The 17,701-nt window shown below is 47.7% G+C and carries 20 protein-coding genes, 3 tRNA genes and 1 pseudogene; 17 read left to right on the forward strand and 7 right to left on the reverse strand.

The window, feature by feature from the left end; translation table 11 throughout:
* Window positions 1–290: 290 nt before the first annotated feature.
* Window positions 291–422: pseudogene (locus FEK66_RS25985) on the reverse strand (integrase); the annotation flags it as partial.
* A gap of 239 nt (window positions 423–661) precedes the next feature.
* On the opposite strand from FEK66_RS25985, the gene dcyD reads away from it, so the two are divergent.
* The 4 genes from dcyD (at window position 662) to sdiA (ending at window position 4,032) form a co-directional block, all read left to right on the forward strand.
* A complete protein-coding gene (gene dcyD, locus FEK66_RS09395) occupies window positions 662–1,648 on the forward strand; it encodes a D-cysteine desulfhydrase (protein ID WP_135494085.1) in 987 nt (328 codons plus the stop codon).
* A 14-nt stretch (window positions 1,649–1,662) separates the two neighbouring features.
* Window positions 1,663–2,331: a cystine ABC transporter permease gene (gene tcyL / locus FEK66_RS09400; RefSeq protein ID WP_130208559.1), complete on the forward strand. Its 669-nt coding sequence runs from the start codon at window positions 1,663–1,665 to the stop codon at window positions 2,329–2,331.
* On the forward strand, window positions 2,328–3,080 hold the full coding sequence (gene tcyN / locus FEK66_RS09405; protein ID WP_131161112.1) for an L-cystine ABC transporter ATP-binding protein TcyN: 753 nt from the start codon (window positions 2,328–2,330) through the stop codon (window positions 3,078–3,080). Before tcyL ends, tcyN begins: the two co-directional genes overlap by 4 nt.
* 229 nt (window positions 3,081–3,309) lie before the next feature.
* Window positions 3,310–4,032, forward strand: a complete 723-nt coding sequence (gene sdiA, locus FEK66_RS09410; protein ID WP_130208555.1) for a transcriptional regulator SdiA — start codon at window positions 3,310–3,312, stop codon at window positions 4,030–4,032.
* A gap of 66 nt (window positions 4,033–4,098) precedes the next feature.
* Here sdiA and yecF read toward each other — a convergent pair whose 3' ends face one another.
* Both yecF and FEK66_RS25990 read right to left on the reverse strand, forming a co-directional pair.
* A complete protein-coding gene (yecF, locus tag FEK66_RS09415; RefSeq protein ID WP_000106474.1) occupies window positions 4,099–4,323 on the reverse strand; it encodes a DUF2594 family protein YecF in 225 nt (74 codons plus the stop codon).
* Window positions 4,310–4,444 (reverse strand): hypothetical protein, encoded by a 135-nt coding sequence (locus FEK66_RS25990; protein WP_240731141.1) that lies wholly within the window; start codon window positions 4,442–4,444, stop codon window positions 4,310–4,312. The genes yecF and FEK66_RS25990 overlap by 14 nt, the downstream gene beginning before the upstream one ends.
* 338 nt (window positions 4,445–4,782) lie before the next feature.
* Between FEK66_RS25990 and uvrY the strand changes: the two genes are divergently transcribed.
* The 7 genes from uvrY to yecA all read left to right on the forward strand — a co-directional run bounded on the left by uvrY (window position 4,783) and on the right by yecA (window position 9,185).
* Entirely contained in the window at window positions 4,783–5,439 is a 657-nt protein-coding gene (gene uvrY / locus FEK66_RS09420) for a UvrY/SirA/GacA family response regulator transcription factor (protein WP_064529316.1), read from the forward strand.
* A complete protein-coding gene (gene uvrC, locus FEK66_RS09425) occupies window positions 5,436–7,268 on the forward strand; it encodes an excinuclease ABC subunit UvrC (RefSeq protein WP_130208553.1) in 1,833 nt (610 codons plus the stop codon). Before uvrY ends, uvrC begins: the two co-directional genes overlap by 4 nt.
* 56 nt (window positions 7,269–7,324) lie before the next feature.
* Entirely contained in the window at window positions 7,325–7,873 is a 549-nt protein-coding gene (pgsA, locus tag FEK66_RS09430) for a CDP-diacylglycerol--glycerol-3-phosphate 3-phosphatidyltransferase (protein ID WP_001160187.1), read from the forward strand.
* Window positions 7,874–8,024: 151 nt separating this feature from the next.
* Window positions 8,025–8,100, forward strand: a tRNA-Gly gene (locus FEK66_RS09435).
* Between the two features lie 54 nt (window positions 8,101–8,154).
* Window positions 8,155–8,228 (forward strand) — tRNA-Cys (locus FEK66_RS09440).
* An 11-nt stretch (window positions 8,229–8,239) separates the two neighbouring features.
* A tRNA-Leu gene (locus FEK66_RS09445) sits at window positions 8,240–8,326 on the forward strand.
* Window positions 8,327–8,519: 193 nt separating this feature from the next.
* The gene (gene yecA, locus FEK66_RS09450) at window positions 8,520–9,185 is read left to right on the forward strand and encodes a UPF0149 family protein YecA (RefSeq protein WP_130208551.1); all 666 of its coding nucleotides are present in this window, start codon (window positions 8,520–8,522) and stop codon (window positions 9,183–9,185) included.
* Window positions 9,186–9,278: 93 nt separating this feature from the next.
* On the opposite strand, the gene tyrP is transcribed toward yecA, so the two are convergent.
* Window positions 9,279–10,490 (reverse strand): tyrosine transporter TyrP, encoded by a 1,212-nt coding sequence (gene tyrP, locus FEK66_RS09455; RefSeq protein ID WP_130208549.1) that lies wholly within the window; start codon window positions 10,488–10,490, stop codon window positions 9,279–9,281.
* A gap of 189 nt (window positions 10,491–10,679) precedes the next feature.
* Here tyrP and FEK66_RS09460 point away from each other — a divergent pair, with 189 nt between their 5' ends.
* On the forward strand, window positions 10,680–10,919 hold the full coding sequence (locus FEK66_RS09460; RefSeq protein WP_135494083.1) for a YecH family metal-binding protein: 240 nt from the start codon (window positions 10,680–10,682) through the stop codon (window positions 10,917–10,919).
* A 37-nt stretch (window positions 10,920–10,956) separates the two neighbouring features.
* Here the strand turns inward: FEK66_RS09460 and ftnA are convergent, their stop codons facing one another.
* Window positions 10,957–11,454 carry a non-heme ferritin gene (gene ftnA, locus FEK66_RS09465; RefSeq protein WP_000917207.1) on the reverse strand — a complete coding sequence of 166 codons (498 nt, stop codon included), beginning with the start codon at window positions 11,452–11,454 and terminating at the stop codon, window positions 10,957–10,959.
* Between the two features lie 178 nt (window positions 11,455–11,632).
* Entirely contained in the window at window positions 11,633–11,956 is a 324-nt protein-coding gene (yecR, locus tag FEK66_RS09470; protein WP_130208545.1) for a YecR family lipoprotein, read from the reverse strand.
* A gap of 253 nt (window positions 11,957–12,209) precedes the next feature.
* On the opposite strand from yecR, the gene azuC reads away from it, so the two are divergent.
* Together azuC and yecJ are read left to right on the forward strand one after the other, a co-directional pair.
* Complete coding sequence (gene azuC, locus FEK66_RS09475; protein ID WP_010723106.1) at window positions 12,210–12,296, forward strand: stress response protein AzuC; 87 nt, start codon at window positions 12,210–12,212, stop codon at window positions 12,294–12,296.
* 116 nt (window positions 12,297–12,412) lie between these two features.
* The gene (yecJ, locus tag FEK66_RS09480) at window positions 12,413–12,664 is read left to right on the forward strand and encodes a DUF2766 family protein YecJ (RefSeq protein WP_064529310.1); all 252 of its coding nucleotides are present in this window, start codon (window positions 12,413–12,415) and stop codon (window positions 12,662–12,664) included.
* A gap of 82 nt (window positions 12,665–12,746) precedes the next feature.
* Here yecJ and FEK66_RS09485 read toward each other — a convergent pair whose 3' ends face one another.
* A complete protein-coding gene (locus FEK66_RS09485) occupies window positions 12,747–13,250 on the reverse strand; it encodes a non-heme ferritin-like protein (RefSeq protein ID WP_130208543.1) in 504 nt (167 codons plus the stop codon).
* 791 nt (window positions 13,251–14,041) lie between these two features.
* On the opposite strand from FEK66_RS09485, the gene araF reads away from it, so the two are divergent.
* From araF to araH, 3 genes are all read left to right on the forward strand, one after another.
* Window positions 14,042–15,031, forward strand: coding sequence for an arabinose ABC transporter substrate-binding protein AraF (gene araF / locus FEK66_RS09490; RefSeq protein WP_130208541.1), 990 nt, complete (start codon window positions 14,042–14,044; stop codon window positions 15,029–15,031).
* A gap of 70 nt (window positions 15,032–15,101) precedes the next feature.
* Complete coding sequence (gene araG, locus FEK66_RS09495; RefSeq protein WP_130259923.1) at window positions 15,102–16,616, forward strand: arabinose ABC transporter ATP-binding protein AraG; 1,515 nt, start codon at window positions 15,102–15,104, stop codon at window positions 16,614–16,616.
* Between the two features lie 14 nt (window positions 16,617–16,630).
* The gene (araH, locus tag FEK66_RS09500; RefSeq protein WP_130208537.1) at window positions 16,631–17,617 is read left to right on the forward strand and encodes an arabinose ABC transporter permease AraH; all 987 of its coding nucleotides are present in this window, start codon (window positions 16,631–16,633) and stop codon (window positions 17,615–17,617) included.
* Window positions 17,618–17,701: the final 84 nt, after the last annotated feature.

Raw genomic sequence — 17,701 nt, forward strand, 5'->3', positions numbered from 1 at the left:
CAGGTTGATTTTTTTTGGCGAGTAATTTGAAATTGTAATGTTTTCTGGATGTTAGTTTGTTTATTGGTCGGTGTAATTTTAGATAGTGAGTGTTTCTCTGCTTTTTTATAAGAAAAGTGCCTGAAAATACCGTCATGGAATATAATATTTTTATCCTAAAAACAGACATGGATATAAATAATAATTAATATAAAGATAATGGTTTCCTTATTAATGAATGGGTATGGATAACCAGGCTTGATCAACCTAAGATGCCAGGAGAAGTTATCCCCGCAACCAGGGGACATCAGATTTTCTGCTTTATGGACATAAGCAGCCTTTACACCGTTACGTTCCTGATGACCCATCGGATATTCAACAGCATCACGGGACCACAAATCTGATTCTATTAACACACTACCTGCTATCGCCCGGAATCCATGAGTACTACAGTTGCCATATGCTCAACGAAAGACCGAGAAAACTCCAGAGTACGAATCACCCGCAGATCGGTTCAACCACTGTGTTGCATCCCTCGGTTGAACTCACAGTAGGGAACGTGTCAACGCTATTCTGGACGGGCATAATGACAAAAAAGGGCGCTTTAATCGGTGCATTTTTTATTTATACGTTTCCAGCGTGCATAATAACAAGATCACAACAACACACATCGGAGGCTTTTATGCCACTGCATAATTTAACTCGTTTTCCACGACTGGAGTTTATCGGCGCACCGACACCGCTCGAATATCTGCCACGTTTTTCTGATTATCTCGGGCGGGACATTTTCATCAAACGGGATGACGTCACCCCGTTGGCAATGGGCGGAAATAAGTTACGCAAACTGGAATTTCTCGCAGCAGACGCCTTGCGCGAAGGTGCCGATACACTGATTACAGCCGGAGCGATTCAGTCTAACCATGTGCGCCAGACTGCCGCAGTGGCCGCAAAACTTGGTCTGCACTGCGTGGCGCTGCTGGAAAATCCCATTGGTACTGCCGCAGAAAACTATTTAACCAACGGCAACCGCTTGTTGCTGGATCTGTTCAATACTCAGATTGAAATGTGCGATGCGCTGACCGATCCTGATGCCCAACTGGAAGAGTTAGCGACTCGCGTCGAAGCGCAAGGCTTTCGCCCATACGTCATTCCGGTTGGCGGCTCTAATGCTTTAGGGGCGTTGGGCTATGTGGAGAGTGCGCTGGAAATCGCCCAGCAGTGTGAAGGGGCGGTTAACATATCGTCGGTGGTGGTGGCATCAGGCAGTGCCGGAACTCACGCCGGGCTTGCAGTAGGGCTGGAACAACTGATGCCTGAAACAGAACTGATTGGCGTGACTGTTTCACGTTCTGTTGCTGACCAGTTGCCGAAAGTGGTTAGCCTACAACAGGCGATCGCGAAAGAACTGGAGTTGACTGCCTCAGCGGAAATTTTACTCTGGGATGACTATTTTGCGCCTGGCTACGGTGTGCCGAATGACGATGGCATGGAGGCGGTGAAACTGCTGGCGCGTCTGGAAGGCATTCTGCTTGATCCCGTGTATACCGGAAAAGCGATGGCGGGGCTGATTGATGGTATAAGTCAGAAACGCTTCAAAGATGAAGGGCCGATTCTGTTTATTCATACCGGCGGCGCACCTGCACTGTTCGCCTATCACCCCCACGTTTAGCTCCGGAAACGCTCATGCAAGAAAGCATACAACTGGTTATTGATTCGCTGCCATTCCTGTTGAAAGGGGCAGGGTATACGCTGCAACTCAGCATTGGCGGCATGTTTTTTGGCTTACTGCTGGGATTTATTCTCGCGCTGATGCGCCTGTCGCCCGTCTGGCCAGTGCGCTGGCTGGCGCGTTTTTATATCTCCATTTTCCGTGGTACGCCACTCATCGCACAGCTGTTTATGATCTACTACGGCTTGCCGCAGTTTGGCATTGAATTAGACCCGATTCCGTCAGCGATGATTGGCCTGTCACTGAACACCGCCGCCTATGCAGCCGAAACGCTGCGGGCAGCGATTTCGTCTATAGATAAAGGTCAGTGGGAAGCAGCTGCCAGTATCGGCATGACGCCGTGGCAAACTATGCGTCGTGCTATTTTGCCACAGGCCGCGCGGGTAGCACTGCCGCCGCTGTCGAACAGTTTTATCAGCCTGGTAAAAGATACTTCTCTGGCTGCGACGATTCAGGTGCCAGAGCTGTTCCGTCAGGCGCAGTTGATTACTTCGCGCACACTGGAAGTTTTCACCATGTATCTGGCGGCTTCGCTCATCTACTGGATTATGGCGACGGTGTTATCGACGTTGCAGAACCATTTTGAGAGTCAACTTAATCGCCAGGAGAGGGATCCAAAATGAGTGCCATTGACGTTAAAAACCTGGTGAAAAAATTCCACGGTCAGACGGTGCTGCATGGCATAGATCTGGAGGTTAAAACCGGCGAAGTGGTGGCGATTATAGGTCCAAGCGGCTCCGGGAAAACTACGTTGCTACGCAGCATAAATTTGCTGGAACAACCAGAAGCGGGGACGATTACCGTCGGGGATATCACCATTGATACCGCGCGTTCGTTAAGTCAGCAAAAATCCCTGATTCGTCAGTTGCGCCAGCATGTTGGTTTTGTTTTCCAGAACTTTAATTTGTTTCCGCATCGTACGGTGCTGGAAAACATTATTGAAGGGCCGGTGATTGTCAAAGGTGAACCTAAAGAGGAAGCCACGGCGCGCGCACGTGAGTTGTTGGCGAAAGTTGGCCTTGCAGGCAAAGAAGCCAGCTATCCACGTCGTTTATCTGGCGGTCAACAGCAGCGCGTGGCGATTGCCCGGGCGCTGGCGATGCGTCCCGAGGTGATTTTGTTTGATGAGCCAACGTCGGCCCTGGACCCAGAGCTGGTGGGCGAAGTCCTGAATACTATCCGCCAGCTGGCACAGGAAAAGCGCACAATGGTCATTGTTACGCACGAAATGAGCTTTGCCCGTGACGTTGCTGACCGCGCGATCTTTATGGACCAGGGGCGGATAGTAGAGCAGGGCTCGGCGAAAGCGTTATTTGCTAATCCACAGCAGCCCCGTACCCGCCAGTTTCTCGAGAAGTTTCTACTGCAATAATAAGAAAAAATCAGCCCCGGTGAGTTAGTGACCGGGGCGAACCACTCTTCTGAAGACTCAATAAACGGTCAATAAATCAGCATAACTCATTAATAACATAAGAGAATGCGATGTCTTGCAAAAGTAATTCATTATCTGAATAATATAAATTATATATAAATCTTATTTATGTGATAGCTTGAGTTTTCAGTATAAATGATACTCACTCTCAGGGGCATTGCGGTTTACTATGCAGGATACGGATTTTTTTAGCTGGCGTCGCACAATGCTGTCGCGCTTTCAGAGGATGGAGGCCGCAGAAGAGGTCTACCATGAAATAGAGCTTCAGGCTCAGCAGCTCGAGTACGATTACTATTCGTTATGTGTTCGCCACCCGGTGCCATTCACGCGACCCAAAGTGGCTTTCTACACCAATTACCCTGAGTCGTGGGTTAGTTATTATCAGGCAAAAAACTTTCTCGCTATTGATCCCGTGCTCAACCCTGAAAACTTCAGTCAGGGCCATTTATTGTGGAATGATGACTTATTCAGTGAAGCCCAGCCATTATGGGAGGCTGCGCGTGCACATGGTTTACGCAGGGGAGTTACTCAGTATTTAATGCTACCGAACCGGGCGTTGGGATTTTTGTCATTTTCTCGTAGCAGTACGCGCGAAATACCCGTTCTTAGTGATGAGCTGCAATTAAAAATGCAGTTACTGGTGCGCGAAAGTCTGATGGCGCTGATGCGTTTAAATGATCAAATAGTGATGACGCCGGAGATGAATTTCAGTAAGCGGGAAAAGGAAATTTTGAAATGGACCGCGGAAGGTAAGACATCGGCAGAGATTGCGATGATCTTGTCAATCTCCGAGAACACGGTTAATTTTCATCAGAAAAACATGCAGAAAAAAATCAACGCGCCGAATAAGACCCAAGTTGCCTGCTACGCTGCCGCAACTGGCTTAATATGACCTCTATTACATTCTGCGTGCCAGGTGTAAAACCGGCTGAAAGGTGTGCTTTCAGCCTGTTTTATATTACTGGCGGTAGGCCTGTTTAATTTGCTTAACCGTTTTGGAAAATACCGCAGCCTGGGTTTCGTCTTCGATCAGCGCAAGCTGTTTTTCCATCTTTAACATCACGCGGCCCGCGTCAGCTTGTCCCATCGCCTGCAGCATCAGCGTCAGCATCGCTTTCAGGCAGGAGACTTCATTTGCCAGTTCTTGATTATTCTCGGCAGTAGAAAAATCAGGCGTACTCATTTATTTTCCTCGTCATGTTGCAATGAAAATTTGCAGTAAAAAATGTTAAGGCGGCGGAGTATACCATAAGCTTTGCTAAAAATAGCAGTGGTTGTTTTTTGGTCGCTGAATCATCATTGATATTAAATTAGTTAATATAGTGGTTAATAAATATTTATATCATGAATGTTTTTTGTGTGTATTTATTGAGTTAATTAATGTTACATATTCATGCTGATGATTTTTCATTTGTGCTGAATGAAGTCAATTTTTGTCACATTTCAGTCTAACAGATAGGTTACAACGCCCCGGAAGCTTTTTGGTGACGGACGTGATCATAACTGTGGACAATCGAATTATCAAAAATGAGAGAAAAATCGAATACCCACCATTTTTAACGTTTCAAAGTTGCAATAAAACCCGCTAATATACGGATGACTAACTATCAGTAGCGTTATCCCTATTTCTGGAGATATTCCTTTGATCAACGTTCTACTTGTTGATGACCACGAACTGGTGCGCGCAGGGATACGACGCATTCTGGAAGATATAAAGGGTATTAAAGTCGTTGGTGAGGCTTCCTGTGGTGAAGATGCCGTTAAGTGGTGCCGGGCAAATTCCGTCGACGTGGTGCTAATGGACATGAGCATGCCTGGCATTGGCGGCCTTGAGGCGACGCGTAAAATCGCCCGTTCAACCGCAGATGTCAAAATCATCATGCTTACGGTTCACACCGAAAACCCTTTACCAGCAAAAGTCATGCAGGCTGGCGCTGCGGGCTATTTAAGCAAAGGTGCGGCCCCGCAGGAGGTGGTGAGCGCGATTCGTTCTGTCTATTCTGGGCAGCGTTATATTGCTTCTGACATTGCGCAACAAATGGCGTTAAGCCAGATCGAACCAGAAAAAACAGAAAGCCCATTTGCCAGTTTGTCTGAACGCGAATTGCAGATTATGCTGATGATTACCAAAGGCCAGAAGGTCAATGAGATTTCAGAACAGCTTAATCTCAGCCCGAAAACGGTGAACAGCTATCGCTACCGTATGTTCAGTAAATTAAACATTCATGGCGATGTTGAGCTGACTCACCTGGCTATTCGCCATGGTTTGTGTAATGCGGAGACGTTAACAAGTCAGTGAGTGTTCAGTTTGACGCAAAAGCGTTTTTAAAAACCGTCACCAGCCAGCCGGGCGTATATCGCATGTATGATGCTGGTGGTACGGTTATTTATGTCGGTAAAGCGAAAGACCTGAAAAAACGGCTTTCAAGCTATTTCCGTAGCAATCTCGCTTCGCGCAAAACGGAAGCGTTGGTCGCCCAGATCCAGCAAATCGATGTCACGGTGACTCATACTGAAACCGAAGCATTATTGCTGGAACACAACTACATCAAACTCTATCAGCCGCGTTACAACGTTTTGTTACGCGATGATAAATCTTACCCCTTTATCTTCCTCAGTGGCGATACACATCCACGTCTGGCGATGCATCGCGGTGCAAAGCACGCCAAGGGAGAGTATTTCGGCCCGTTCCCGAATGGTTATGCGGTGCGTGAAACTCTGGCGTTGTTACAAAAGATTTTCCCCATTCGCCAGTGCGAAAATAGCGTTTATCGCAATCGCTCGCGTCCATGCCTGCAATACCAGATAGGGCGCTGTCTTGGGCCGTGCGTGGCCGGGTTGGTTAGCGAAGAAGAGTATGCCCAGCAGGTTGAATATGTGCGCCTGTTTTTATCGGGTAAAGACGATCAGGTGCTTAAGCAACTGATTAGCCGCATGGAAACAGCCAGCCAGAATCTGGAGTTTGAAGAAGCGGCACGTATTCGCGACCAAATTCAGGCGGTGCGACGCGTCACCGAAAAACAATTTGTCTCTAATACGGGCGACGACCTTGATGTTATTGGCGTGGCGTTCGATGCTGGTATGGCATGTGTCCATGTTTTGTTTATTCGTCAGGGCAAAGTGCTCGGTAGCCGTAGCTATTTTCCGAAGGTGCCGGGCGGTACGGAACTGGGCGAAGTCGTGGAAACCTTTGTTGGTCAGTTCTATTTACAGGGCAGCCAGATGCGCACTCTCCCGGGTGAGATCCTGCTCGATTTTAATCTTAGCGATAAAACGCTGCTCGCCGATTCATTATCAGAACTGGCGGGGCGCAAGATAAACATTCAGACCAAACCGCGAGGCGACAGGGCGCGTTACCTGAAACTTGCACGGACGAATGCAGCAACAGCGTTAACCACCAAACTTTCGCAGCAATCAACCGTTCATCAGCGACTGACAGCGCTTGCCAGCGTGTTGAAATTGCCGGAAGTGAAACGGATGGAATGTTTCGATATCAGCCATACGATGGGCGAACAAACCGTTGCCTCGTGCGTGGTGTTTGATGCTAATGGCCCACTGCGTGCGGAGTATCGGCGCTATAACATCAATGGCATTACGCCGGGCGATGATTATGCGGCGATGAATCAGGTGTTGCGTCGGCGTTATGGTAAAGCCATCGATGACAGTAAGATTCCGGACGTGATCCTGATTGATGGTGGCAAAGGACAACTTGCGCAGGCGAAAAATGTCTTCGCCGAGCTGGACGTCCCCTGGGATAAAAACCATCCGTTGTTACTTGGCGTTGCCAAAGGGGCCGACCGTAAGGCTGGGCTGGAAACATTGTTCTTCGAGCCTGAAGGAGAGGGCTTTAGCTTACCGCCAGATTCGCCTGCGTTGCACGTCATCCAGCATATTCGCGATGAATCACACGATCATGCGATTGGCGGACATCGCAAAAAACGGGCGAAGGTCAAAAATACCAGCACCCTGGAAACCATTGAAGGCGTCGGGCCAAAACGTCGACAAATGTTGTTGAAATATATGGGCGGTTTGCAAGGTTTACGTAACGCCAGCGTCGAAGAAATTGCAAAAGTGCCGGGTATTTCGCAAGGTCTGGCAGAAAAGATCTTCTGGTCGTTGAAACATTGATGTCTCTGTAGCAACATAGGGGTAATCTTACTGACAACAGATAGTTACCCGTCATTATGCAATTTAATATCCCTACGTTGCTCACACTGTTCCGTGTCATCCTTATCCCATTCTTTGTATTGGTTTTTTATCTACCTGTTACCTGGTCGCCGTTTGCTGCCGCGCTCATTTTCTGCGTCGCGGCGGTGACTGACTGGTTCGATGGTTTTCTGGCGCGTCGCTGGAACCAGAGTACCCGTTTTGGTGCCTTCCTTGATCCAGTAGCAGACAAAGTGCTTGTCGCCATCGCCATGGTGCTGGTAACCGAGCATTATCATAGCTGGTGGGTGACCTTACCGGCGGCAACGATGATTGCCCGTGAAATTATCATTTCTGCTCTGCGTGAATGGATGGCTGAACTCGGTAAACGTAGCAGTGTGGCCGTATCCTGGATTGGTAAAGTCAAAACGACTGCCCAGATGGTCGCGCTGGCCTGGTTGCTGTGGCGCCCGAATATTTGGGTTGAGTACGCCGGTATTGCCCTTTTCTTTGTGGCTGCGGTGCTGACACTCTGGTCAATGTTGCAATATTTGAGCGCTGCTCGCGCAGATTTGCTTGATCAGTGATCGTTTCGACGCAAATTTCAGCAAACGATCAAAAGTGATGAAAAATATCGTTGACTCAACGCGTCAGGTAAGTAGAATGCAACGCATCGAACGGCGGCACTGATTGCCAGACGATAATAAAATCAAGTAATTAGCTGATTGCTTGATGATTGCGGGAATAGCTCAGTTGGTAGAGCACGACCTTGCCAAGGTCGGGGTCGCGAGTTCGAGTCTCGTTTCCCGCTCCAGTTTAAACGACATCGGCATTAAGCGGGTGTCTGGCTGAAAAGCCTGAAGAATTCGGCGCGTTAACAAAGCGGTTATGTAGCGGATTGCAAATCCGTCTAGTCCGGTTCGACTCCGGAACGCGCCTCCAACTTTTCCCGAGCCCGGATGGTGGAATCGGTAGACACAAGGGATTTAAAATCCCTCGGCGTTCGCGCTGTGCGGGTTCAAGTCCCGCTCCGGGTACCATGGGAAAGATAAGAATAATCAAAGCAATAAGCAGTGTCGTGAAACCACCTTCGGGTGGTTTTTTTGTATGTGCAACTTGTCGTTACACCCTCTCTGATTTTTAATCTCCGGGTAATCCACTCGAAAAGTATCTCTATGCCAGACCGACATGTAAGATAGGCGCTGGCGAGTCGAGATCCACAAGGAAAAGCGTATGAAAACTGGACCGTTAAACGAAAGTGAGTTGGAATGGCTGGATGATATCTTGACCAAATACAACACAGACCACGCCATCCTTGATGTGGCAGAGCTGGACGGTTTGTTGACGGCGGTGTTGAGTTCTCCGCAAGAAATTGAACCAGAACAGTGGCTGGTTGCTGTGTGGGGTGGGGCGGATTATGTGCCGCGCTGGGCGTCAGAGAAAGAGATGACGCGCTTTATGAACCTGGCGTTTCAACATATGGCCGATACTGCAGAGCGCCTCAACGAGTTTCCTGAACAGTTTGAACCGTTATTTGGTCTACGAGAAGTTGACGGTAGCGAGCTGACGATTGTCGAAGAGTGGTGCTTTGGCTATATGCGTGGCGTTGCGCTTTCTGACTGGTCTGCATTGCCTGACTCATTAAAACCGGCGCTTGAAGCGATTGCGCTGCACGGTACTGAGGAAAACTTCGAGCGCGTAGAGAAGATGTCGCCAGAAGCGTTTGAAGAAAGCGTGGATGCCATTCGACTGGCGGCGCTTGATTTGCATGCTTACTGGATGACGCATCCTCAGGAAAAAGCTGTTCAGCAACCGATTAAAGCTGAAGAAAAACCTGGTCGTAACGACCCTTGCCCATGTGGTAGTGGCAAGAAATATAAGCAGTGCTGCCTGCATTAAGAGGCTATATTGGGTGTCAGAATTAACTCTGGCACCCATGTTTTAAGGATGCGGACAAAAATCTGGACTATGTCCATATACACGGCAAAGCATTTATCCCACTTCTGGCAACAATCCTGCCGCAATCAAAAATTGCACGCCAATCACGCCAATGCCACAGATAAACACCAACACCAGTGCGGGACGTCCACCTTTCACCCGATAGCTTGCTTGTGGATTATGCTTCCTGCTCTGCCAGGTCAGCAGTGAAGGAATTATCAACGCTAATACTGCCAGCGCTACGCCAGCATACCCGAGCGCCATTACAAAACCACGTGGATAAAACAGCGCAAACGCCAATGGCGGCAGAAAGGTAATTACACCGGTTTGCAGTCTTCCACCAACGGTATTGGAACGCTGAAACAAATCCGCCAGATAATCAAATAAGCCTAACGCTACGCCCAGGAAAGATGTGGCGAGGGCTAAATCAGCGAATAAATGCACCGCCAACTCGACATGCGGCGAGGCCACCACTTCGCGTAATGCCTGTAACAGCCCATTTAATCCAGCATGATTCGCCAGCAGTCCCATAAAGGTTGTTGAATCAATGCTGCCCAGTGTCGCCAGTTGCCAGAAAATATATGCCACCAGAGGGATCGCGCTACCGGTAATAAACACCCAGCGCAATTTACGAATGTTGCCATCCATATAGCTGACGATGCTCGGTACGCTACCGTGAAAACCAAACGAGGTAAAAATCACCGGAATTGCAGACAATGCCAGACCCTGTTGCAGTGGCAGCGTTAGCAGATTGATTTTATGAATATGTGGTAGCAGCAATACCAGCATTAGCACCAGGAAAATAATCTTGGCGCTGAACAGAAAACGGTTAAATAAATCGACCAGCGATGTCCCAACACAAACCACACCACCGGCAACAAAAGTAAACAACAGCACACCCGCAGTTGTGGTCATTGAAATACCAGTCCAGTCGCTGATGCTGGAGGCAAGCAATTCACCGGCACCGCTGATATATGCTGCGGTCAGGGCATACATTAAAAACATCATACTGAAGCCGGTCAGCCACTGACCGTAGCGGCCCAGATAGCGTTTTGCCAGTGTGCCTAAGCCGGTATCTGCAGGGACATGCTGATACACTTCCAGCAGTAACAGCGCGGTGTAACACATCAAGGCCCACAAGCCGATTAACAATGTCAGAGTGACGGTGAAACCGACGCCAGCCGCTGCCAGCGGCATTGCCAGCATACCTGCGCCAATTGTGGTTCCCGCCACGATAAAAACACTTCCCAGAGTTCTGTTTTTCACGCTTTCTTCTGTCCTGACGATCTTTATGAGTGATATCTGCGGCGCAGGTTAAGGCATTATCCATATTTCGTCAAATCGACGTTACATTTGGTGTAAATAAAAATGTACGATAAATGCATTCAGAACTGAGCTGGCGCAAAGCCATAAGGCGTGGGGATCGTTACGCTATGCTTTTTTTGAGGAGGAACGATGGAATCGATTCACGGTCATGAAGTGTTAAATATGATGATTGAATCAGGTGAGCAATATATGCACGCCAGCCTGGAAGCGGCGATCAAAGCGCGTTTTGGTGATCAGACACGTTTTCATACTTGCTCGGCTGAAGGGATGACAGCGGGAGAGTTGGTGGCTTTTCTGGCGGAAAAAGGCAAATTTATTCCCTGCGAAGAGGGGTTCTCAACCGATAAAAGTAAGATTTGTCGTCACTGATCTGAAACGGCGGCAGAAAATCTGCCGCCAGAGAAGATTAGTTTTGTGCGTCGAGGGTAGAGAGTTCTTTATCGATGAAATAAAGTCCTTCGCCGCTTTTCCCCGCCAGGCTCAATTTATCAATAATAGATTTGAACAACTTCTCTTCTTCGTGTTGCTCAGACACATACCATTGCAGGAAATTGAACGTTGGGTAGTCCTGATTAGTCATGGCAGCGTGAGCGAGTTCGTTAATTTTTTGCGTAATTAATTGTTCGTGTTTATAAGTTTCCTGGAATAATTCATCAAGTGAAGAATATTCAGCAAACGGTGATTCAACGGTATTAATTCGCGGTAAATTTCCGGTATCGGTCAGGTAATCAAACAGACGCTGCATATGCGTCATCTCTTCCTGGGCGTGGCGACGCAGAAACGCGGCAGCACCTTCGAAGGTGTGATAGCTGCACCATGCGCTCATTTGCTGATAAAGCAGTGAAGAGTAGAGTTCCAGGTTCATCTGCTCATTAAGTTTTTCAATCATTTCTGGTTTCAGCATGATAGTGCTCCACAAAGGTTATATTTGTTGCTGTGGCGCCACTATAATTTGTTATTTTATTATTTGCAAAAGGTAAAATATTAAATTCAATTATTAAAAATGCGAATGTGAATAAAACGCATTAACGCTATTTGAGATGGTAATTAACCAGCGAAGCCTCCCTCGCTGATTAAAATCTTTATTGATAAGCCGAGGGGGTTAAGTATCGGCACTGATACGACAGTGTAAATTGCGTATTCAGACATAATGATCCTGCAAACAAACTACAGTTACTTACAGGTTGCCCAAACGCAAAGGCGCGGGTAAATCCAACCTGCTGACATGCGCGGTTCGCGATTCCCTGATCGAGATAGTTGTCAGTGCGGGCGTGTTGTAAAAAAGCCTGATTATAAACGAGGCGTACAATGCCACTCGTGGCATCAACATCGCTGAGGTGAGCCTGACGAGTTACGGTACAGCCCGCTACTGTTAAAAGTGAAAAAACAATTATCAGATGTTTCATGTCACAGCCTGAAGAGGGAGAAGAAACAGGTATTGTACTTGTGGACACAGCCAGGTTATGGACAGAAAAGACGACGGATTAGCGCTATTCCTTGCTTTCTTCAGAACGCACACATCTTGTGGTTATCATTTATGTAACATTAAAGGGGTATTTATGTGATTTGCATCACATAAAGATTGATTTTTGTGATGGATGTCATATTATAAGCAGCAAGGACAATAACACCTGCATAACAAATAATCGGAGTGGCGCGATGAAACTGCGTAAGATCCTGAAAAGCATGTTCAATAATTATTGCAAGACGTTCAAAGACGTACCGCCAGGCAATATGTTCAGATAATAAAAAAACCTGCTCCGGCAGGTTTTTTTATACCCTGATGCGGGCTGATGTGACTATCGTTGAGGAAGGGAAGCCGCTACTATAACGGCATTTCAAAATGCTATCAGGAGTTTAGGATGTCCCAGCCGCTGAATGCCGATCAGGAACTGGTTTCTGATGTTGTTGCTTGCCAGTTGGTGATCAAACAAATTCTCGACGTGCTCGATGTGATCGCGCCTGTTGAGGTTCGTGAAAAAATGTCCAGCCAGCTGAAGAATATTGATTTTACACATCATCCGGCTGCTGCTGACCCAGTCACTATGCGTGCTATTCAAAAAGCCATCGCGTTGATTGAGCTAAAGTTTACCCCACAAAACGAATCCCATTAAAAAACCGCCGCCTCAGCGATGTGAGGCAGCGGTTTTCACCACTTTTTGTGTATTCGGCGCATCTTTTCATGCGCCGATTTTATTAATGTATCTGATGCGACACGACATTCAGAACATGCTGGTCGGTCTGGACAGGGCACATACCGGCCAGTTTCGCACTGCGCACTTCATCAAGAATGGTTTGCAGTAAGAGACCATCGTGCTGCTGTTCTTTTTCCAGATCGCGCAGAAAATCGACAGTAGAATCATCATTCAATTCTTTAGCTTCATTTGCTAATTGCGCCAGCGTGCTTGAACGCTGCTCATATTCTTCCAACGTTTTTTGGAAGAGTTCTTCCAGAGAGTTCAGTTTTTCGCCAGGTACATCAATGGCTTTAACGATGGGCGTCGCTCCGACGCTTTTCATGAAGTTAAACATGCGCATCATTTGAGTCACGTTACTTTGTGCCTGGGAGCGAAGAAAAGTCGCGGTGCCATTCAGACTTTGTTCAGAACACCAGTTGCTCAGGTGGAGGTAGAGATTGGATGCATAAAACTCGCGGTTCATTTGAGTGTTGAGTTTGAGAAGCATTCCAGTGGTTGCCATACCTAATATCCTTATATCCAGAAGACGAGAGGTGCAAGATAAATCAAAACACCGTAATTACTGTTTGCAGAATAATTCCTTTCTGCGGGTCCGAAATGTGATCCTGGAGTCAATTCTGACGATGATCTGAAATAAGCATAACGTCTGAAGCATTATAAGAAAATCCTTAAATCACCAAGTTTATATTTTTTTACATTTCATTGATTAGAGTTATTGATTTGCAATAACTCTCAATGTTGTGAATTTCTGGATGTTATTGATATTAAATGAATTTATCAATTTCATGATGCTGTTCTTATATTTTTAGGTATTTTTTCAGTTTTGCGATGATGCTCGCATTATGGATTTATCCTTCATTAATGAAGGTGGTGATAATTAACAGCAAAAGGAATTTTGTCTGGAGTTTTTATTCTTCTTACATCATTCACCATTCAGCTGTAATGAGCAGCTTCTTGCCCGAGCAAATTAGATTAAAAAGAAGACACGTCAGAGCTATCAAATGATGCCACAAGGATTTCCAGGCTAATCTTATGGACTAATCTGCTAAGTCATTTCTCATTTGTCATACAATTGACGTCTTCCGTATGTCTTTTATTGCTAAATTCATGCACGTTCTCACTGTAATTCTGCGGTGTGATATTGCTCTCCTATGGAGAATTAATTTCTCGCTAAAACTATGCCAACACAGTCACTTATCTTTTCGCCAAAGGTAATGCTTTGTTTTCCGATTGAATTAACGAAAGTTCTTAGGTTTTGCCCTACACAAAATGATGCTAAAGCTGGAGATAACCATGCACAAATTTACTAAAGCTCTTGCAGCCATCGGTCTGGCTGCCGTTATGTCACAATCCGCTATGGCGGAAAATTTGAAACTCGGTTTCCTGGTGAAGCAACCAGAAGAACCGTGGTTTCAGACTGAATGGAAGTTTGCCGATAAAGCCGGGAAAGATTTAGGCTTTGAAGTTATTAAGATAGCCGTACCTGATGGCGAAAAAACACTGAACGCTATTGATAGCCTGGCAGCCAGTGGCGCGAAAGGTTTTGTTATCTGTACTCCGGACCCGAAACTGGGTGCAGCCATCGTGGCGAAAGCGCGTGGCTACGATATGAAAGTTATTGCCGTGGATGATCAGTTTGTTAATGCCAAAGGTAAGCCGGTTGATACCGTTCCATTGGTGATGATGGCGGCGACGAAAATTGGCGAACGTCAGGGCCAGGAACTGTATAAAGAGATGCAGAAACGTGGCTGGGATGTGAAAGAAAGCGCCGTAATGGCGATTACTGCCAACGAACTGGATACCGCCCGTCGTCGTACCACCGGTTCTATGGATGCGCTGAAAGCCGCCGGATTCCCGGAAAAACAAATTTATCAAGTTCCTACCAAATCTAACGACATTCCAGGGGCGTTTGATGCCGCCAACTCTATGCTGGTTCAGCATCCTGAAGTTAAACACTGGTTGATCGTCGGTATGAACGACAGCACCGTGCTGGGTGGCGTTCGCGCGACGGAAGGTCAGGGCTTTAAAGCCGCAGATATTATCGGTATCGGTATTAACGGTGTGGATGCGGTGAGTGAACTGTCAAAGGCACAGGCTACGGGTTTCTATGGTTCACTGCTGCCAAGCCCGGACGTTCATGGCTATAAATCCAGCGAAATGCTTTACAACTGGGTAGCAAAAGACGTTGAACCGCCAAAATTCACTGAAGTTACCGACGTGGTGCTGATCACGCGTGACAACTTTAAAGAAGAACTGGAGAAAAAAGGTTTAGGCGGTAAGTAATCTGCCGGAAAAATTCCCCTCTGCGTTATGCAGAGGGGGTGTAAAACGACCAGTGATTCACGGAGACGTTATGCAACAGTCTACCCCGTATCTCTCATTTCGCGGCATTGGTAAAACCTTTCCAGGCGTTAAGGCGCTTACGGATATCAGTTTTGACTGTTATGCCGGTCAGGTTCATGCGTTGATGGGTGAAAATGGCGCCGGAAAATCAACACTCTTAAAAATCCTTAGTGGAAACTATGCGCCAACCACGGGTTCTGTAGTGATTAATGGGCAGGAAATGTCCTTTTCCGATACCACCGCAGCACTGAATGCGGGTGTCGCGATTATTTACCAGGAACTGCATCTCGTGCCGGAAATGACCGTCGCGGAAAACATCTATCTCGGCCAGCTTCCTCATAAAGGCGGCATCGTGAATCGTTCACTGCTGAATTATGAAGCTGGGATACAGCTCAAACATCTGGGTATGGATATTGACCCGGATACGCCGCTGAAATATCTCTCCATTGGGCAATGGCAGATGGTTGAAATTGCCAAAGCTTTGGCACGTAACGCCAAAATTATCGCTTTTGATGAACCAACCAGCTCCTTATCCGCGCGTGAAATAGACAATCTGTTTCGCGTCATTCGTGAACTGCGAAAAGAGGGGCGGGTGATCTTATACGTTTCTCACCGTATGGAAGAAATTTTTGCGCTCAGCGATGCCATCACTGTTTTTAAAGATGGTCGTTACGTCAAAACCTTTACCGACATGCAGCAGGTAGATCATGACTCGCTGGTACAGGCAATGGTTGGTCGCGACATCGGCGATATCTACGGCTGGCAACCGCGCAACTATGGCGAGGAGCGCTTGCGTCTGGATGCGGTAAAGGCGCCAGGCGTGCGTACGCCAATAAGCCTGGCTGTTCGCAGTGGCGAAATCGTCGGCCTGTTTGGTCTGGTGGGGGCAGGGCGCAGCGAATTAATGAAAGGCATGTTTGGCGGTACGCAAATTACCGCTGGGCAGGTTTATATCGACCAACAGCCGATCGATATCCGTAAACCGGGCCACGCCATTGCCGCTGGCATGATGCTCTGCCCGGAAGATCGCAAAGCGGAGGGCATTATTCCAGTGCATTCGGTGCGCGACAATATCAACATCAGCGCTCGTCGCAAACATGTGCACGGCGGTTGCGTGATCAACAACGGCTGGGAAGCCAATAATGCCGATCACCACATTCGTTCTCTCAACATCAAAACGCCAGGTGCAGAGCAATTGATCATGAATCTTTCCGGCGGTAATCAGCAAAAAGCCATTTTGGGGCGTTGGTTATCCGAAGAGATGAAAGTCATTTTGCTTGATGAACCTACGCGCGGCATCGATGTGGGGGCTAAACATGAAATTTATAACGTGATTTATGCGCTGGCCGCGCAGGGCGTGGCGGTACTGTTTGCCTCCAGTGACCTGCCCGAAGTCCTTGGTGTCGCCGACCGCATCGTAGTTATGCGGGAAGGTGAAATCGCCGGTGAATTGCTACACGAGCAGGCAGATGAGCGTCAGGCACTAAGCCTTGCTATGCCTAAAGTCAGCCAGGCAGTTGCCTGAGTAAGGAGAATAAGATGTCTTCTGTTTCTACATCGGGTTCTGGCGCACCTAAGTCGTCATTCAGCCTCGGGCGTATCTGGGATCAGTACGGTATGCTGGTGGTGTTCGCAGTGCTTTTTATCGCCTGTGCCATCTTCGTGCCGAACTTTGCCACCTTTATTAATATGAAAGGGCTGGGACTGGCAATCTCCATGTCGGGGATGGTGGCTTGCGGTATGTTGTTTTGCCTGGCCTCAGGTGACTTTGACCTTTCTGTCGCCTCGGTGATTGCCTGCGCAGGCGTAACCACTGCGGTGGTTATTAACCTGACCGAAAGTTTGTGGATTGGCGTGGCGGCAGGTTTACTGCTGGGCGTTCTCTGCGGCCTGGTGAATGGTTTTGTTATCGCTAAATTGAAAATCAACGCCCTGATTACCACGCTGGCGACGATGCAGATTGTCCGTGGTCTGGCGTATATTATCTCTGACGGTAAAGCGGTGGGCATCGAAGATGAAAGCTTCTTTGCACTCGGTTATGCCAACTGGTTCGGCCTGCCTGCGCCAATCTGGCTCACTGTGGCTTGCCTGGTCGTCTTTGGTTTGCTGCTGAACAAAACCACTTTTGGTCGTAATACATTGGCAATTGGCGGTAACGAAGAGGCGGCACGCCTCGCGGGTGTACCGGTAGTCCGTACCAAAATTATTATCTTCGTTCTCTCTGGTCTCGTATCGGCGATTGCCGGGATCATTCTGGCTTCTCGTATGACCAGCGGCCAGCCAATGACGTCTATTGGTTATGAGTTGATTGTTATCTCTGCCTGCGTTTTAGGTGGCGTTTCTCTGAAAGGCGGCATCGGAAAAATCTCATATGTAGTGGCGGGTATCTTAATTTTAGGCACCGTGGAAAACGCCATGAACCTGCTTAATATTTCTCCGTTCGCACAGTATGTTGTTCGTGGCTTAATCCTGCTGGCTGCGGTGATCTTCGACCGTTATAAGCAAAAAGCGAAACGCACTGTTTGATGCTTTATACGATAATTATTTAGTTCCAAAATCCTCCACAGCCAACCGCCACAACGGTTGGCTGTTCTTTTTGCCAATGGCGAG

The organism is Escherichia sp. E1130 (genome assembly GCF_005781065.1).
Lineage (GTDB): Bacteria > Pseudomonadota > Gammaproteobacteria > Enterobacterales > Enterobacteriaceae > Escherichia.

Coding starts and splice junctions, on each gene's coding strand:
- dcyD (WP_135494085.1), top strand. CDS start 662: ATGCCACTGCATAATTTAACTCGTTTTCCACGACTGGAGTTTATCGGC.
- tcyL (WP_130208559.1), top strand. CDS start 1,663: ATGCAAGAAAGCATACAACTGGTTATTGATTCGCTGCCATTCCTGTTG.
- tcyN (WP_131161112.1), top strand. CDS start 2,328: ATGAGTGCCATTGACGTTAAAAACCTGGTGAAAAAATTCCACGGTCAG.
- sdiA (WP_130208555.1), top strand. CDS start 3,310: ATGCAGGATACGGATTTTTTTAGCTGGCGTCGCACAATGCTGTCGCGC.
- yecF (WP_000106474.1), bottom strand. CDS start 4,323: ATGAGTACGCCTGATTTTTCTACTGCCGAGAATAATCAAGAACTGGCA.
- pgsA (WP_001160187.1), top strand. CDS start 7,325: ATGCAATTTAATATCCCTACGTTGCTCACACTGTTCCGTGTCATCCTT.
- yecA (WP_130208551.1), top strand. CDS start 8,520: ATGAAAACTGGACCGTTAAACGAAAGTGAGTTGGAATGGCTGGATGAT.
- FEK66_RS09460 (WP_135494083.1), top strand. CDS start 10,680: ATGGAATCGATTCACGGTCATGAAGTGTTAAATATGATGATTGAATCA.
- ftnA (WP_000917207.1), bottom strand. CDS start 11,454: ATGCTGAAACCAGAAATGATTGAAAAACTTAATGAGCAGATGAACCTG.
- yecR (WP_130208545.1), bottom strand. CDS start 11,956: ATGAAACATCTGATAATTGTTTTTTCACTTTTAACAGTAGCGGGCTGT.
- azuC (WP_010723106.1), top strand. CDS start 12,210: ATGAAACTGCGTAAGATCCTGAAAAGCATGTTCAATAATTATTGCAAG.
- yecJ (WP_064529310.1), top strand. CDS start 12,413: ATGTCCCAGCCGCTGAATGCCGATCAGGAACTGGTTTCTGATGTTGTT.
- FEK66_RS09485 (WP_130208543.1), bottom strand. CDS start 13,250: ATGGCAACCACTGGAATGCTTCTCAAACTCAACACTCAAATGAACCGC.
- araF (WP_130208541.1), top strand. CDS start 14,042: ATGCACAAATTTACTAAAGCTCTTGCAGCCATCGGTCTGGCTGCCGTT.
- araG (WP_130259923.1), top strand. CDS start 15,102: ATGCAACAGTCTACCCCGTATCTCTCATTTCGCGGCATTGGTAAAACC.
- araH (WP_130208537.1), top strand. CDS start 16,631: ATGTCTTCTGTTTCTACATCGGGTTCTGGCGCACCTAAGTCGTCATTC.